Below are 15979 nucleotides of genomic sequence, written 5' to 3' on the forward strand. Positions count from 1 at the left end.
TTACCACTCTCTTAAAAGGACGGATGATGAAGAAAACCACTGCCTCCACGCCTCAGGGCCTTGCCAGCGCCAATGCCGCCTATTGCCAGCGCATGGCGCAGCTTGCGCAGGAAAGCCAGCAGCGCTGGGTTGAACTGGGCCGCCGCCTGGCCGGCGGCAACGCGGAACAATACCTGGCCGCACTGGCGCCCTTGCAACAATCCGGCAACTGGCAAGAGATCGCGCCCGCGCTGGGCGAAATGACGCGCAAGCAATGGCAAAGCCAGCTTGAAGCCAGCCAGGCCATCACCCACGCGCTGCTCGAAGAACAGGCCACCCTGGCCGCCGGCATGAGCGAAGCAATGCGAGGCTGGCTGAAGCAGGCCACCGGCGGCGCCATGGGCATCGAAGACACCCCCATGGCGCAGATCTGGAAGACGCTGTCGAACCAGATGGCGTCGGCGTGCTCGGCCATGCGCGACGCAAGCCAACCGGGATCCCATCATGACGGCTGAACGCACTGCGCTCGTCACAGGCGGGGCCGGCTGCCTCGGGCAAGCCATCGCGCGCGCCCTGCACGATGCCGGCCACCAGGTCATCATCACCTACCACTCCAGCGAAGACGCCGCGCGGGCGTGGGTGGACGCGGAGGCGGCCCAGGGCCGCCGCTACGCCATGTACAGGGTGGACGTGGCCGATTACGACTCGTGCCAGGCGCTGGCGCGGCGCCTGGAGGAAGACGGCCGCCAGATCGACATCCTGATCAACAACGCCGGCCTTACCCGCGATGCCAGCCTGCGCAAGATGAGTCACGAAAACTGGACGGACGTGCTGCGCGGCAACCTGGACTCCATGTTCAACATGACGCAGCCGCTATGCGGCGCCATGGCCGACCGGGGCTGGGGCCGCATCGTCAACATCTCGTCCGTCAACGGCACCAAGGGGTCGTTTGGCCAGACCAACTATGCGGCCTCCAAGGCCGGCATCCACGGCTTCACCAAATCCCTGGCGCTGGAGCTGGCCAGGAAAGGCGTGACGGTGAACACCGTATCGCCGGGCTACCTGGCGACGCGCATGGTGGAGGCCGTGCCCGAAGAGGTGTTGAAGGAGAAGATCCTGCCGCAGATCCCGCTGGGCCGGCTCGGCCGCCCGGAAGAGATCGGCGCGCTGGTCGCCTTCATCTGCAGCGATGCCGCGGCGTTCATGACCGGTAGCAATGTCGCCATGAACGGCGGCCAGCACATGTATTGATGCGGCTACGGGCCGCCGCGGCTCATTCCCGCGGCGCGCCCAGTTCTTCCAGCAGGAAGTCGACGAAGGCGCGCACCTTGGCCACCATGTGGCGGCGCGAGGGATACACCGCATACACGTAGGTCTCGTCGGGTTTCCAATCCTGCAGCACCGCCTGCAGCGCGCCGCTGTCCAGGTCCTGCTGCACGTACACGCGCGGCACCAGGCTGACGCCAAAACCGGCGCGCAGCGCATCGCGCACCGCCAGGCTGGAACTCACCCTGTAGCGGCCCCGCACCGGCACGCGTTCGGTCTCGCCCGCGCGCTTGAAGGTCCATTCGTCCGCGTGGCCAGACAAGGTGAACTGCACGCGCTCCATGTTGCGCAGCGCCAGCGGCGAGGCCGGCACGCCATGGCGCTCGAAGTAGGCCGGCGCGCCGCAGAGCACGTGGTCCAGCGTCATCAGCTTGCGCGCCACCAGGCTGGAATCCTCCAGCCGGTCGGTGCCGCGGATAGCCAGGTCGTAGCCTTCCTTGACGATGTCGATGCGGCGGTCCTCCAGGTTGAGGTCCAGCGATACCTGCGGATAGCGCTCCAGGAAGCGCGGCATGGCGGCGGACAGCCGGACCAGGCTCAGCGACATGGGCGCGCTGACCCGCAAGGTGCCCGACGGCGCCTGCTGCAAGGGCCCCAGCGATTGCTCGGCTTCGCTCAGGTCGTCCAGGATGCGCGCCACCTGTTCGTAGTAGCGCGCGCCGGCTTCGGTCAGGCTCATGCGGCGGGTGGTGCGGTTGAGCAGGCGCGCCGCCAGGTGGGTTTCCAGTTCGGCGATGTTCTTGCTGACCGCGGCGGGCGACAGGCCCATCTGCCGCGACGCGGCTGCGAAGCCGCCCCGCTCCACCACTTGCCTGAACACCCTCAGCGCCGTCAGATGATCCATAGATTATTCACTATTGGTGAATGATATTGCCATTGAATTGGATATTATCGCCAAACAAGGATTCAATTAGCCTGTGGACATGGAGACGGCGCGCATATGGCGAGCCGGCAATCTCAGCAAATCCCAAGGATGGCAGCCATGAACCACGCCCTGACCGACGCAATCGCGCAACGCGTTTCCGCCAACTTCTTCGATCCCGCCCGCGGCGTGGACGACGACATCATCCGTACCCTGGTCTCCTGGGCCACCCGCGCGCCCACCGCCTTCAATCTGCAGAACTGGCGCTTCATCGCCGTGCGCAGCCAGGAGGGCAAGCGCCGGCTGCGCGAGTTGGCGTGGAACCAGCCCAAGGTGAGCGAATCGGCGGTGACCTTCATCGTGCTGGGCGTGCTGCCCCAGGCCGCCTGGATGGCCGACCGCCTGCAACCGTCCGTGGACGCGGGCTTCATGCCCGCGGCCATGGTGCCATCCTGGGAAGCCGCGGCCAGCCGCCTCTATGCCGACTCGCCGCAGACGCAGCGCGACGAGGCCGTGCGCAGCGCCACCTTCGGCGCCTCCACCCTGATGCTGGCAGGACAGGCCCAAGGCCTGGCCGCCAGCCCGATGACCGGCTTTGACGCCGCCGGCGTGGCCCAGGCCTTCGGCTTGCGCCAGGAGGAGGTGCCGGTCATGCTGGTCGCCATGGGCTACGCGCAGGAAGGCAATTGGCCGCAGAAGCCGCGCCGCCCCGTCCACGACGTGCTTGAACTTGCCTGAGCTAGCCGGAGCATGACCATGAACCGCGGTTCCGATCTGCTGTTGACTGCCCTGGCGCCCGCCATCTGGGGCAGCACCTACGTCGTCACCACCCTGATGCTGCCGCAGGACTATCCGCTGACGGTCGCCATGCTGCGCGCGCTGCCGGCCGGCTTCCTGCTGCTGCTGATCGTGCGCCAACTGCCGCAAGGCATCTGGTGGCTGCGCGCCTTCATCCTGGGCGCGCTGAACTTTTCCGTTTTCTGGGCTCTGCTGTTCGTGGCGGCCTACCGCCTGCCGGGCGGCGTGGCCGCCACGCTGGGGGCGGTCCAGCCGCTGGTGGTGATACTGCTGGCACGCAGCCTGCTGGGCACACCCGTACGCGGCCTGTCGGTGCTGGCGGCGCTGGGCGGCCTGGGCGGAGTGGCGCTGCTGGTGCTGACGCCCAAGGCCGCGCTGGACCCGGTAGGCATTGCGGCCGGATTGATCAGCGCCGCCTCGATGGCCCTGGGCACGGTACTCAGCCGGCGCTGGCAGCCGCCGGTATCCGCGCTCACCTTCACATCGTGGCAGCTGACGGCGGGCGGCATCCTGCTGGCGCCGCTGGCCTTCGCCGCCGAGCCCGCCCTGCCGCCGCTCACGGCGCTTAACGTGGCCGGCATCGCCTACCTGGGTTTGATTGGCGCGGCGCTGACCTATGTGCTCTGGTTCCGGGGCGTAGCGCGGCTGGAGCCCGCGGTGGTCTCCTCGCTGGGCTTTCTCAGCCCCATTACCGCCGTGCTGCTGGGCTGGGGCATGCTGGGCCAGCAGCTGAGCGCCGCGCAGATCGCCGGCATGGTGATCGTGGTCGCCAGCGTGTGGCTGAGCCAGCGCGCCCAGCGTGCGGCCGCCGTCGCGCCAGCCCCGCGTCCGCTGTAACGGCACTGGCGCCGCCGCAAATAGTTGTGGCGGCGCCGTCCTGGCCGGCGCATGATCGTTGCTCCATCCCGAGGAAGGAGCCGCATCATGAGCAGCAAACCCAGCATCATTCTTGTGCACGGTTTCTGGGGCGGCGCCGCCCACTGGAGCCGCGTCATCCTGGAACTGGCGCGCAAGGGCTATCAAGACCTGCACGCCGTCGACATGCCGCTGGCCTCCCTGGCCGGCGACGCCGAACGCACGCGCAAAATGATCGCGCAGCAGAAGGGCCCCGTGCTGCTGGTGGGCCATTCGTACGGCGGCGCGGTCATTACCGAAGCCGGCAACCAGCCCAACGTGGCCGGCCTGGTGTACATCGCCGCCTTCGCCCCGGACGCGGGAGAAAGCCCGGGCGGCATCACACAAGAAATGCTGCCCGCGGCCGCGCCCAACCTGGCGCCCGACAGCGACGGCTACCTCTGGCTGCGCGCCGACAAGTTCCATGAGAGCTTCTGCCAGGACCTGTCCGCCGACGAGGGCCTGGTCATGGCCGTCACGCAAAAGGCGCCCCTGGCCAGCGCCTTCGGCGAAACGGTGTCCGTCCCCGCATGGCGCAGCAAGCCGTCCTGGTACCAGATATCCAGCCAGGACCGGATGATCGCCCCCGAAAACCAGACGCGCATGGCCGCGCGCCTGAACACCCGCAAGACCATCACGCTGGACGCCAGCCACGCATCGCTTGCGTCGCGCGCCGCCGAGGTGGCCGGCCTGATCGACGAAGCGGCGCGCGCCTGCGCATCCTAGGCGCCGGCCTGGCGGGCTGCGCACTCAAAACCAGCGTATCAGGGGACGCACCCGCCTTTTCTGTGCTGCTTTTTTTGTAACTTCATCGTCTTCGCAAGACTTGCAGCACAGATGTTCTCCCTATGAAAAGCCCATTTTCTTCCAGCAATCCATCCAAACTGATCCGCTTTTTTATTCATGCTCTGAATCTGTACTGATCCAGGCTGCGGCTCTAACTTCACGGTGTAGGTCAAACACCCGTCAGCGCACGCCGTCTTGTGGCGGTTGAGGCGCGCTGGCGAAGAAGTCAGGAATACCGCCATGGATAGCGACGCGCTATTGCTTGCCCGAATACAGTTCGGCTTCACCATCTCGTTTCACATCATCTTCCCCGCCATCACCATCGGCCTGGCCAGCTATCTCGCCGTGCTGGAAGGCCTGTGGCTGCGCACGCGCAACACCGTCTACCGCGACCTCTACCATTTCTGGACCAAGATCTTTGCCGTCAACTTCGGGATGGGCGTGGTGTCCGGCCTCGTGATGGCGTATCAGTTCGGCACCAACTGGAGCTTCTTCTCCGATTTCGCCGGCAGCGTGACCGGGCCCTTGCTGGCCTATGAAGTGCTGACCGCCTTCTTCCTGGAAGCCGGCTTCCTGGGCGTGATGCTGTTCGGCTGGTCGCGCGTCGGGCCGGGCCTGCATTTCTTCTCGACCGTGATGGTGGCGCTGGGCACGCTGGTGTCGGCCACCTGGATCCTGGCCTCCAACAGCTGGATGCAGACGCCCGCCGGCTATGAAATCCTGGACGGCCGCGTGGTGCCCACGGACTGGCTGGCCGTGATCTTCAATCCGTCCTTCCCCTACCGCCTAGCGCACATGGGCATCGCCGCGTTCCTGGCGACCGCGCTGATGGTGGGCGCATCCGGCGCCTGGCACATGTTGCGCGGCGACCGCAGCCCCGCCGTGAAGAAGATGTTCGCGATGGCCATGGGCATGCTGCTGCTGGTGGCCCCGCTGCAAGCCGTGGTGGGCGACTTCCATGGCCTGAACACGCTCAAGCACCAGCCCGCCAAGATCGCGGCCATCGAAGGCCATTGGGAAAACGAGCCTGGCGCTGGCGTGCCGCTGACACTGTTCGGCATCCCCGACATGGAGCGCGAGGAAACGCGCTACGCGGTCAACATTCCGCGCCTGGGCAGCCTGATCCTCACGCATAGCTGGGACGGCCAGTTCCCGGGCCTGAAGTCCTATCCACCCGAAGACCGTCCCAATGCCACGGCCGTGTTCTGGTCGTTCCGCGTGATGGCGGGCCTGGGCATGCTGATGATCGCGCTCGCCCTCTGGGCCGCGTGGTCGCGCTGGCGTGGCCGGCTGTACGAATCGCGCTGGTTGCACCGGTTTGCGCTGTGGATGGGACCTTCCGGGCTGATCGCCATCCTGGCCGGCTGGTACGTGACGGAAATCGGCCGCCAGCCCTGGGTGGTGTACGGCGTCATGCGCACCGCCGACGCGGCCACGCCGCACGGACTGGGCGAACTGACGCTGACGCTGGCGCTGTTCGTGGTGGTGTACCTGCTGGTGTTCGGCGCCGGCGTCTCGTACATGCTGCGCCTGATCCGCATGGGCCCCAGCCCCGCCCCCGGCCACGCGCCGCTGTCGGGCGGCCCGGGGGAACCGCGCCAGCCCTCGCGGCCGCTGTCGGCCGCCTCCACCCTGGCGGGCATCGAGCCCGCGCAACGCAAGCATTCGGGAGTCTGAGGCCATGGGCATCGACCTTGCACTGGTATGGGCCGTCATCATCCTGTTCGGCGTGATGATGTACGTGATCATGGATGGCTTCGATCTGGGCATCGGCATCCTCTTTCCGCTGATCTCCGATCGCGAGGAACGCGACGTCATGGTCAACACCGTGGCGCCCGTGTGGGACGGCAACGAGACCTGGCTGGTACTGGGCGGCGCCGGCCTGATGGCCGCGTTCCCGCTGGCCTACTCGGTGATCCTGAGCGCGCTGCACCTGCCGCTGGTATTCATGCTGCTGGGCCTGATCTTCCGCGGCGTGGCGTTCGAATTCCGCTTCAAGGCGGACGAGCATCACCGCCCGCTGTGGGACCGCGCCTTTGTGCTCGGTTCCGTGTGCGCCACGTTCTTCCAGGGCGTGACGCTGGGCGCCTACATCGAAGGCATCCCGGTCGTGGACCGCGCCTATCAAGGCGGCGCCTGGGACTGGATCAGCCCGTTCTCGCTCTTCACCGGGGCGGGGCTGGTGGTGGCTTACGCGCTGCTCGGCTGCACCTGGCTCATCATGAAGACCGAAGGCCGCCTGCACCGCCACATGTGCGACATCGCCCGTCCGCTCACGCTGCTGCTGCTGGCCGTGATCGCGGCGCTCAGCGTCTGGACGCCGCTGGCGCAGCCGCAGATCGCACAGCGCTGGTTCAGCCTGCCCAATATGTTCTGGTTCCTGCCGGTGCCGTTGCTGGTCGCCGTGACCGGCTTCGATCTCATTCGCCGCGTCAAGGGCATGCCCAACGCCGGCCCCTTCGTGCTGTCGCTGGCGCTGCTGTTCCTGGGGTACAGCGGCCTGGGCATCAGCATCTGGCCCGCCATCATCCCGCCTGACGTGTCCATCTGGACCGCATCCGCGCCGCCGCAAAGCCTGGGCTTCGCGCTGGTGGGAGCGCTGGCGATCATTCCGATTATTCTCATGTACACCGCCTGGTCGTACTACGTGTTCCGGGGCAAGGTGCGCCTTGGCGAGGAGTTCCACTGATGAACGGCTCCCAATCCTCCCTGCCCTCATGGCGCAGCCGCCTGCTCTGGCTGGCGATGATCTGGGCATGCAGTGTCGCGGCCCTGGGCGTGGCGGCCTATGCGCTGCGCCTGGTGATGAGATCCATCGGCATGTCGACCTGAATACGACCCACGCAAACGGACCCGCCCCATGAAGCGCTATGAACGGCTGACAGAAGAAATCACCGCCTCGATCCGATCGGGCCTGCTGCAGGCGGGCGACCGCCTGCCCTCGGTACGGCAGACCAGCGCCAGCCGCGGGGTCAGCCCGTCGACGGTGTTCAAGGCCTACTACCTGCTGGAAGCCCGCGGCCTGATCCGGGCGCGCGACCGCTCCGGCTATTACGTGCTGCGCGCGCCGCACGCCACGCTGCCGGAGCTGGACGGATTGTCCAGCGCCAGCGCCGGACGCCATCCGGTGGACGTCAGCGACAACGTGCTGCAGGTGCTCAACGCCACCCTGCGCCGCGACATGCTGCCCTTTGGCTCGGCCTTTCCCAACCCGTCGCTGCTGCCCTACGGACGCCTGGCGAAGTTCATGGCGGCCACGGTGCAGCGCCTGGACCCCTGGGGCTCGATCGACGACCTCAGTCCGGGCGACGCGGCGCTGCGCCGCGCCATCGCGCTGCGCTACCTGGCCGACGGCATGTCGGTGCCGGTGGACGACATCATCATCACCAACGGCGCGCTGGACGCGCTGAACCTGAGCCTGGCGGCGGTCACCGAGCCCGGCGACGCGGTCATCGTGGAATCCCCCACCTTCTACGCCGCGCTGCAATCGCTGGAGCGCAACCACCTGCACGCCATCGAAGTGGCCACGCATCCGCGCGAAGGCATAGACCTGCGGGCGCTGGAGCAGGCCATCCTGCGCCACCGCCCCAAAGCCTGCTGGCTCATGACCACCTTCCAGAACCCGCTGGGCAGCCTGATGCCCGACGACAAGAAGGAAGCGCTGGTGCGGTTGCTTGCGAGCCACGACGTGGCGTTGATCGAAGACGACGTCTACGGCGAGCTGTACTTCGGCGAGCAGCGTCCGCGCCCCGCCAAGGCCTACGATCGCGATGGCATCGTCATGCACTGCTCTTCGTTCTCCAAGACCCTGGCGCCGGGCTACCGCGTGGGCTGGGTGGCCGCCGGCCGCTACACGCGGCGCATCATGCGCAACAAGCTCACCACCAGCCTGGCCACCGCCGCGCCCACCCAGGCGGCCATCGCAGCCTATCTGGAAAAAGGCGGTTTCGACCGTCACCTGCGGCAATTCCGCCAGGCGCTGGCCCAGCAGCAAGGGGAACTGCTGCAAGCTATCGCCCGCTACTTCCCCAAGGGCACGCGCGCCACGCGACCGCTGGGCGGCTACTTCGTGTGGGTGGAGCTGCCGGCCCATATCGACACGCTCAAGGTGCACCGCGCCGCGCTGGGACACGGCATCAGCATCGCCCCGGGTCCGCTGTTTTCAGCGTCAGGCGCCTTCGGCAACTTCCTGAGGCTGAACGGCGGCCATCCCTGGAATCCCGAAATGGAGCAAGGCATGGCGACGCTGGGCAAGCTGCTGGCGGGCGGCTGATCCGCGAGCGTCGTTCAGCGGCGCTTTCTCGCGGCCTCCAGATCGCTGCGCAAGGACGCAGCGTCCGGCCGCAGGGGCAGCGCCAGGACGCCCTTGCGGTCGATGGCGCCCCAATCGCCGCCGACCATCACGGAATGCTCGCCATCCTGCACGCTGACGCAATGGCTGCACACTGCGGCCAGACCGCCGCTGAAAGGCTCAGCCCACGCATAGGAGGTGGCCAGCGCCAGGTCCAGCTGCTTGTCGTAGTAGGCCATGCCTTCCGGCCTGCGCCCGCGCGCCAGCCCTTCCTCGAACTCGTCCGGGCCGTTGTCGTAGGTAATCACGGACACCGACCGGCCATCCGGCCGCACCCAACGCCAGCCAGCGACGGCCGCGGGCGCCAGACCATCGGCGCCGAACTGCATGCGGCGCAAGATTTCGGGGTTGAAGACGATGCCGCCGCCGTCCTCGCGGGCGCACTGTTCCGCGTGGCCGAATGCGCCTTCGTCGGTCTTGTCCGCATAGAAGCAGGAAAGTTCGAAGGCAGCCGCGTTGCCCGTTGCCAGGGCCAGCGTGGTGAGCAGGGCAATAAGCATGCGTCATTCTAGGACACTGCCCCGCTCTACGCCCCCGGTATCAGTTCGCCGTGGCGCCCGAATCCTTGATGGCCTTGGCCCAGGCCGCGATCTCGCTCTGGATGAAGGCGCCAAACGCCGCCGTGTTCAGGCTGGAGGCCTGCGCGCCCTCTTCCATCAGGCGCTGCTTGACCGCCGGCGCGGCCAGCGCGCCGCTCAACGCCTGGTTCAGCGTGGCGACCACCGCGTCCGGCGTGCCCGCCGGCGCAACGATGCCGTGCCACGACACGGCCTGAAAGCCCGGCAGGCCCGATTCCGCCATGGTGGGGATATCCGTCATGGCGGGCGAACGCTGCGGCGAGGTAACCGCCAGCGCGCGCAGCGTGCCGGCCTTTACGTGCGGCAGCACGCCGGGAATGGTCGTGAACATGAAGTCGATCTGGCCGCCGATCAGGTCGGTGATGGCCGGACTGCCGCCCTTGTAGGGGATGTGCGTGAACTGGAGCTTCGCGGCGCTCTTGAACATCTCGCCGGCCAGATGGCCGGGCGTGCCCGCGCCGGCCGAGCCCATGTTGATCTTGTCGCCCTGCGAACGGATGTAGGCGACCAGCTCCTGCACATTGGCAGCCTGCACCTGCTTGCCCACCACCAGCACATTGGGCACGGTGGCCAGCAGCGTCACGGGCGTGAAGTCCTTCACCGCATCGTACGAAATCCGCGAGTACAAGGACGGATTGATGCCGTGCGTGCTGGCAGTTGCCAAGAGCAGCGTGTAGCCGTCCGGCGCGGACATCGCCACCTGCTTGGCGGCGATGGTGCCGTTGGCACCGCCCTTGTTGTCGATGACGATGGTTTGCCCCAGCGTCTTCGCCGCCTCCGCCGCAACGGTGCGCGCCAGGATGTCCGAAGTGCCGCCCGCGGAATGCGGCACCACCAGCGTGATCGGCTTCGAGGGGAAGGACTGGGCTTGCGCCGGCAAGGCCGGCAGCAGACAGGCGGCCAGCGCGGCACGCGCCAGCAAGGAAGTGCGGAACATTGAAGTCTCCTGGTTTGTTGTCGGTCGCGGCGCCGTCGACGGACGCCGTCATGGCCGCGCGGCTGCGCGGTGCTTCAATCCGAGCCCAGTTGCAGCTTGTTGGGCTGGCGTTTCTCGATGGCCCACTTCAACAACGCGGCCGAACGATAGATGCCGTGGGCGAACTTGCCGTAGGGCAGCGTCAGGAATAGCGCCATCACCACGCCCAGGTGAATCGCCAGCAGCAGCGCCATCGCGCCGCCGTCGCGGCCGGCCAGCAAGGCCAGGCCCGTGGCGCTGGTCAGGAACAGCAGCGCAATGAAGCCGCGGTCCATGGGCTTTTGCGCCGCGTCGCCCTGCTGTGGATGACGCTTGAGGTTCAACCACAGCAGTCCCGCGGGTCCGATCAACAGGCCGACGCCGCCTGCCGTACCCAGCAGCACAGGCGCGCTCCAGAAGGGATACGGCGCCTGCTGGTCCAGCAGATAGTGATACAGCGTCGCCACGCTGGTGGCGGCGAAACACAGCATGAAGCCGTAGAACGTGAAGTGATGGAAGCGGCGGCGCCACAAGGTGAAGGCGTCGTCCGCGTTGTTGCAGCCCTTGCCATGCCCCCCATCCAGGTAGCGCAGGCGCAGGGCGTCATGCGCCGCTTCCGCCACTGCAGCGCCTGTGGCCGCGCCCGGACTGACATTGCGCCAGAAGCGCGTCACGCCCACGCCCAGCGCCAGCATCGCAAAGCCGAACACCGCGCCGAACATCAGCGCCAGCGTGTTGTGCGGGAACACCGCGTAGAAATTGCCGGCCATGGGCTCATGGAACAAGCCGCCCGCCATCAGCACGGCCATCGCCAGGAACAGTGCCAAGCCCGCAGCGGCGGCCAGCGACACGGTCAGGCCATTGCGCTTATACAGGGCGCCCAGCGCTGCGGGCCAGGCATAATCGGTGTACGTCTGCATCCGCACCCGCGCCATGGATTGCGGCACGTTCACCGCGAACTCGTGCGGCGGCGCGTACTGGCAGGCATGCAGACAGGCGCCGCAGTTGTGGCACAGGTTGGCCAGGTAGTTCAAGTCGGCCTTGCCGAATTCCAGGCGACGGGTCATGGCGGGAAACACCGCACAGAATCCTTCGCAATAGCGGCAGGCGTTGCAGATCTGCATGACGCGGGCGACTTCGGTTTCATCGCCCGTCAGCAGATCCGCCCGGCGTTCGGCCTGTTTGCCATGCCAGCGCACCGGCTGCTCTGCCATGACGGGCGCTGCCTCGCCATGCTGCGTGGAAAAGGACTGGGCCTCGCGGGCCAGGGCTTCAAGCTGCTTCATGTCGTGCTTCCGCGTTATGCCGGCCGCGCGCGGCGGCGGCGGCCCGGGTGCCGGCGATGCGGCCGAAGGCCGTGCCGATGGACATCCCCACCCCGGCCGTATAGCCCTTGCCCAGCACATTGCCTGCCATCATTTCGCCCGCGACGAACAGGTTGTCGCTGGGCACGTCGCTGAACCGGACCGCGGCGGTGTCGTCCACCTTCAGGCCCAGGTAGGTAAAGGTGATGCCGGGCCGCAAGGCATAGCCATAGAACGGCGCCGTGTCGATGGGCCGCGCCCAGTGCGTCTTCGCCGGCGCCAGGCCTTCGGTATGGCAGTCGTCCAGCGCCGTATGGTCGAACTTGCCGACGCGGCAGGCCGCGTTGTAGTCGCGCACGGTCTGCTCGAAGACCGCCGGGTCCAGCCCCAGCTTCACCGCCAGTTCCGGCAAGGTGTCGGCCTGCACGCCCGGGAACACCGGCGGCATGAAGCGGCCCACGGCCTTGGCGTCAATGATGGAATAGGCGATCTGGCCCGGCTGCATGGCTGTCAGGCGGCCCCAGATCGCGTAGCGCTTGGGCCAGAAGTCCTCGCCCTCGTCGTAGAAGCGCCTGGCCTCCCGGTTGACCACCACGCCCAGCGACACGCAATCGATGCGCGTGCAGATGCCGCCGTCGTACAGCGGCGCGCGCGCATCGATTGCCACGCAATGCGACTGCGACGGATCGCCGATGCTGTCCGCGCCGGCGTCCAGCATGAACTTCAGCAGCACGCCCATGTTGTAGCGCGTGCCGCGGATCAGGAAATTGTCGGCCGGCCATTCGCCGCGCTCGTTCTGGCCCCAGGCTTCGCGCAGCCATTCGCGGTTGGATTCGAAGCCGCCGGCCGCCAGCACGCAGGCGCGCGCCTCGATGCGCTCATGGCCGATGCGCGCCGCCACGAAGCGCCCTTCCTCCAGCTCCAGCGAGTCGACCGGCGCGTCGTAGCGGATCTGCACGCCCAGCGCTTCGGCGCTGCGATAGTAGGCGTTGACCAGGGCCTTGCCGCCGCCCATGAAGAAGGCGTTGGTGCGCGCCACGTGCAGCGCGCCGGACAAGGGCGGCTGGAAGTTCACGCCATGGCGGCGCATCCAGTCGCGACAGGTGGAGGACTCGCGGATGACCAGCCGCGCCAGATGCTCGTTGGTCAGCCCGCCCGTCACCTTGAGCAGATCCTGCCAGTATTCTTCCTCGGGATAGGCCTCGACCAGCACGTCCTGCGGCGCGTCGTGCATGCAGCGCAGATTGCGCGTGTGCTGCGAATTGCCGCCGCGCCATTCGCGCGGCGCCGCTTCCAGCAGCAGCACGCTGGCGCCGGCCTCGCGCGCCATCAGGGCCGCGCACAGCGCCGCGTTGCCCCCTCCCACCACCAAGACGTCGACCATGCCATCGTTCCTCTTCCAAGGAACGGACTGTAGCGAGCGGCAGCGCCCGCCGATATCAGCCAGCCGTCAACAGGTCTTCATGAATCGTGAAGAGCCACCACCGGCCATTTGCCCTCGCGCGTCAGCGTGCGCGACACGTCGGCCAGCACCAGGCGGGCGGCCAGCGCCGCGGGCGACAGCTCGTCCTCGGACAGGCTGGCCAGCAGATTGGGGCGGTACAGGTGCGCGTCGTCGATGCGCGCCATGTGCAGCTGGCCCGGCGCGATCCGGGCCATGGCGGAACTGGGCTGGATGGTGGCCACGTGGCCCAGTTGCACCACGTCCATCAGCACCGGCAGGCCGTCCACCTCCACCGCCACCAGCGGCGTGCGGCCCGACTGCTGATACGCGTTGTTGACCAGCGCCCGCAGCCCGTGGCGTCCACTGGGCAGGACCAGAGGCAGATGCGCAATGGCCTCGATGCGCGTGGTCTCGCCGGCAGGCAAACCCGCCATGTCCGGCCGCGCCAGCAGGAACAGCGGCTCGTCCAGCAAGGGCGTCACGCTCCAGCGGCGCGCGGATTCGGCCTGGAACACGATGGCCAGGTCCAGCATGCGGCCGTTGAGCATGTCGCTCAGATGGCCCGACAGCGCCTCCACCAGATGCAGGCGGATGTCGGGATAGCGCTCGTTCATGGCCTGCACGAAGGGCGCGCCCAGGATGGCGGCGGTGGTGGAAGGCAGGCCCACGCTGACGTGGCCCGCCAGCCTGGCCTGCTGCGCGGCATGTACCGCATCGTCGGCGTGGCGCAACGCCAATTGCGCCTGACGGAAGAACGCCAAGCCCGCGTCGGTGGGCTCCACGCCGCTGGCGCTGCGCCGCAGCAGCCGCGTGGACAGCTCGCCCTCCAGCCGGCTGATCTGTTGGCTGAGCGCCGAGGTCACCATGCCTATGGACTGCGCGGCGCGGCCGATGCTGCCCGCCTCCACGACGCGGACGAAGTAACGCAGTTGGCGCAGTTCCATGGGCGGCCCCGGCTTTCCAGAAGGAATGACAGGGCCGATTGTAGAGGCAGGGTACGCGCGGCGTTATCCGGGGATCGTCAGGCCCCTGGCCACCGCAGGACGCGCCACGAAGGCTTCCAGCACCCGGGCGACATTCTTGAAGCGCGAGAACTCCACCAGCTCGCCCGCGCCGTAGAAACCCACCAGGTTGCGCACCCAGGGCAGGATGGCGATATCGGCGATGGTGTACTCGTCGCCCATCACCCAGTCGCGGCCTTCCAGGCGCTGGTCCAGCACGTTCAAGAGGCGCTTGGATTCTTCCGCGTAGCGGTCGCGCGGGCGCTTGTCTTCATAGTCCTTGCCCGCAAACTTGTGGAAGAAGCCCAGCTGGCCGAACATCGGGCCGATGCCGCCCATCTGGAACATGACCCATTGCAGGGTCTCATAGCGCCCCGCCGTGTCCGCCGGCAGGAACTTGCCCGCCTTGCTGGCCAGGTAGATCAGGATGGCGCCCGACTCGAACAGGCCCAGCGGCTTGCCCTCGGGACCATTGGGATCGAGGATGGCCGGGATCTTGTTGTTCGGGCTGAGCGACAGGAATTCGGGCGAAAACTGGTCTTTGGCGTCGAAGCTGACCCGGTGGACCTCGTAGGGCAGCCCGGTTTCCTCCAGCAGGATCGACACCTTCACGCCATTGGGCGTGGGCAGCGAATACAGCTGGATGCGGTCGGGGTGCCGGGCGGGCCACTTCTTGGTGATGGGAAAGGCGCTGAGGTCGGTCATGCGGGGGCTCCAGGGAGGGGCGGAAAGGTCGGGGTAATCCTAGCGCAAATCCGGTCCGCCGCGCCGCCGGATGAAATCCCCTAGCGCAGGTCTTCGGGATTCATCGACGCATCGCGCACGTACTTGTCGCCCGGCTCAGGTTGCAGCGTGGCCTCGATCTCCGGCGGAAACGCCGGGATCTTGCTGGTCTGCATCACCGCCCAGCGCATGATGGCATGCAGGTAGTTGAAGGGCACCATGACCAAATACATGAGGCCAGGGCTCTGCGCATCATTGGCGAAGATGCGTTCCTTGCTGAAGGCGAAACTCTCGCGCTTGCCGTCGACGGGCATGCAGTACAGGACCGCATCCAGCACCGCCTGAGGACCCTCTTCCATGTACCGGCGCAGGAACTCCCAGTGGGAATAGGCATTTTCGACGCGGCTGGTGGCGATGCAAAAGGCGAAGGTGTCCTGCACCGTGGCGCCGTCCTCGGCCAGGATCAGGCCGCGTATGTCCCAGTTGAGCCAGCCGAACGTGCCCTTGCCCCGGCCCAGCGTGAAGTAAATCTTGTCCCAGGGCGCCGTCAAGACGGTGCCATTCAGCCGGAACACGTGTACCAGCCGGCGCTTGCGGTCCAGCGCGATGGGATAGTAGGTCCAACGGAACATCTCCTTGCACGCAATCCAGACGCCAGCCAAGCCCAGCATGGCGAACATCGCCATTCCGATGAAGATCGCTTCCCAGAGACCGTTCTCATTGGGCAGATCGCCCACTACCAGAATCCAGGCCAGCATCAGGATGCCACCCACACCAAAGGCGATTCCTATGGCGCCGATCAGTGCAATAAAGCCTCGCCAGCCATACCAGCGATCCACCGACAGCAGGCTGTTGGAATTCATCTTCACGACGCAGAGCTGCGCCAGCAGCGGCACATCGAGACGCTTCTTTTGCAGCAAGCGATGCTCGCGGTCGAACTCCGAAAGCGGACGATCGTTAGGGAACCTGGACATCAGT

General features: G+C 67.1%; 17 protein-coding genes. 9 read left to right on the forward strand and 8 right to left on the reverse strand.

All coding sequences use genetic code 11. The features are described 5' to 3' along the window. The first annotated feature begins 26 nt into the window (after window positions 1-26). Both IB259_RS14650 and phbB read left to right on the forward strand, forming a co-directional pair. Entirely contained in the window at window positions 27-494 is a 468-nt protein-coding gene (locus tag IB259_RS14650; RefSeq protein WP_082400836.1) for a hypothetical protein, read from the forward strand. Further along, window positions 484-1230: an acetoacetyl-CoA reductase gene (phbB, locus tag IB259_RS14655; protein ID WP_192329380.1), complete on the forward strand. Its 747-nt coding sequence runs from the start codon at window positions 484-486 to the stop codon at window positions 1228-1230. The genes IB259_RS14650 and phbB overlap by 11 nt, the downstream gene beginning before the upstream one ends. Window positions 1231-1252: 22 nt before the next feature. Here the strand turns inward: phbB and IB259_RS14660 are convergent, their stop codons facing one another. After that, window positions 1253-2149, reverse strand: a complete 897-nt coding sequence (locus IB259_RS14660; RefSeq protein WP_175180580.1) for a LysR family transcriptional regulator — start codon at window positions 2147-2149, stop codon at window positions 1253-1255. Window positions 2150-2287: 138 nt separating this feature from the next. Between IB259_RS14660 and IB259_RS14665 the strand changes: the two genes are divergently transcribed. The 7 genes from IB259_RS14665 (at window position 2288) to IB259_RS14695 (ending at window position 8918) form a co-directional block, all read left to right on the forward strand. Beyond that, entirely contained in the window at window positions 2288-2905 is a 618-nt protein-coding gene (locus IB259_RS14665; RefSeq protein WP_175161305.1) for a nitroreductase family protein, read from the forward strand. Between the two features lie 18 nt (window positions 2906-2923). Further along, window positions 2924-3802 carry an EamA family transporter gene (locus IB259_RS14670; protein WP_175180578.1) on the forward strand — a complete coding sequence of 293 codons (879 nt, stop codon included), beginning with the start codon at window positions 2924-2926 and terminating at the stop codon, window positions 3800-3802. Window positions 3803-3889: 87 nt separating this feature from the next. Continuing rightward, on the forward strand, window positions 3890-4585 hold the full coding sequence (locus IB259_RS14675) for an alpha/beta hydrolase (protein WP_119450340.1): 696 nt from the start codon (window positions 3890-3892) through the stop codon (window positions 4583-4585). 300 nt (window positions 4586-4885) lie between these two features. Then, a complete protein-coding gene (locus IB259_RS14680) occupies window positions 4886-6322 on the forward strand; it encodes a cytochrome ubiquinol oxidase subunit I (protein WP_054452023.1) in 1437 nt (478 codons plus the stop codon). 4 nt (window positions 6323-6326) lie between these two features. Next, window positions 6327-7334 (forward strand): cytochrome d ubiquinol oxidase subunit II, encoded by a 1008-nt coding sequence (gene cydB, locus IB259_RS14685; RefSeq protein WP_125470129.1) that lies wholly within the window; start codon window positions 6327-6329, stop codon window positions 7332-7334. Continuing rightward, window positions 7334-7477 carry a DUF2474 domain-containing protein gene (locus tag IB259_RS14690; RefSeq protein WP_082400805.1) on the forward strand — a complete coding sequence of 48 codons (144 nt, stop codon included), beginning with the start codon at window positions 7334-7336 and terminating at the stop codon, window positions 7475-7477. The genes cydB and IB259_RS14690 overlap by 1 nt, the downstream gene beginning before the upstream one ends. A 28-nt stretch (window positions 7478-7505) precedes the next feature. Further along, the gene (locus IB259_RS14695; RefSeq protein ID WP_054452025.1) at window positions 7506-8918 is read left to right on the forward strand and encodes a PLP-dependent aminotransferase family protein; all 1413 of its coding nucleotides are present in this window, start codon (window positions 7506-7508) and stop codon (window positions 8916-8918) included. Window positions 8919-8932: 14 nt separating this feature from the next. On the opposite strand, the gene IB259_RS14700 is transcribed toward IB259_RS14695, so the two are convergent. The 7 genes from IB259_RS14700 to IB259_RS14730 all read right to left on the reverse strand — a co-directional run bounded on the left by IB259_RS14700 (window position 8933) and on the right by IB259_RS14730 (window position 15975). Then, the gene (locus IB259_RS14700; RefSeq protein WP_192329383.1) at window positions 8933-9496 is read right to left on the reverse strand and encodes a hypothetical protein; all 564 of its coding nucleotides are present in this window, start codon (window positions 9494-9496) and stop codon (window positions 8933-8935) included. Between the two features lie 40 nt (window positions 9497-9536). Continuing rightward, a complete protein-coding gene (locus IB259_RS14705) occupies window positions 9537-10511 on the reverse strand; it encodes a tripartite tricarboxylate transporter substrate binding protein (protein ID WP_054452027.1) in 975 nt (324 codons plus the stop codon). Between the two features lie 74 nt (window positions 10512-10585). After that, on the reverse strand, window positions 10586-11815 hold the full coding sequence (gene tcuB, locus IB259_RS14710; RefSeq protein ID WP_054452028.1) for a tricarballylate utilization 4Fe-4S protein TcuB: 1230 nt from the start codon (window positions 11813-11815) through the stop codon (window positions 10586-10588). Then, on the reverse strand, window positions 11802-13217 hold the full coding sequence (tcuA, locus tag IB259_RS14715) for an FAD-dependent tricarballylate dehydrogenase TcuA (protein ID WP_125470132.1): 1416 nt from the start codon (window positions 13215-13217) through the stop codon (window positions 11802-11804). Before tcuA ends, tcuB begins: the two co-directional genes overlap by 14 nt. A gap of 77 nt (window positions 13218-13294) precedes the next feature. Further along, window positions 13295-14221, reverse strand: coding sequence for a LysR family transcriptional regulator (locus IB259_RS14720; RefSeq protein WP_192329385.1), 927 nt, complete (start codon window positions 14219-14221; stop codon window positions 13295-13297). Between the two features lie 63 nt (window positions 14222-14284). Beyond that, a complete protein-coding gene (locus tag IB259_RS14725) occupies window positions 14285-14983 on the reverse strand; it encodes a glutathione S-transferase N-terminal domain-containing protein (protein ID WP_119450347.1) in 699 nt (232 codons plus the stop codon). A gap of 80 nt (window positions 14984-15063) precedes the next feature. Then, window positions 15064-15975, reverse strand: a complete 912-nt coding sequence (locus tag IB259_RS14730; RefSeq protein ID WP_225596861.1) for a DUF6708 domain-containing protein — start codon at window positions 15973-15975, stop codon at window positions 15064-15066. Window positions 15976-15979: the final 4 nt, after the last annotated feature.

The sequence above is a fragment of the Achromobacter sp. ACM04 genome (assembly GCF_014851465.1).
GTDB lineage: Bacteria > Pseudomonadota > Gammaproteobacteria > Burkholderiales > Burkholderiaceae_B > Achromobacter > Achromobacter aegrifaciens.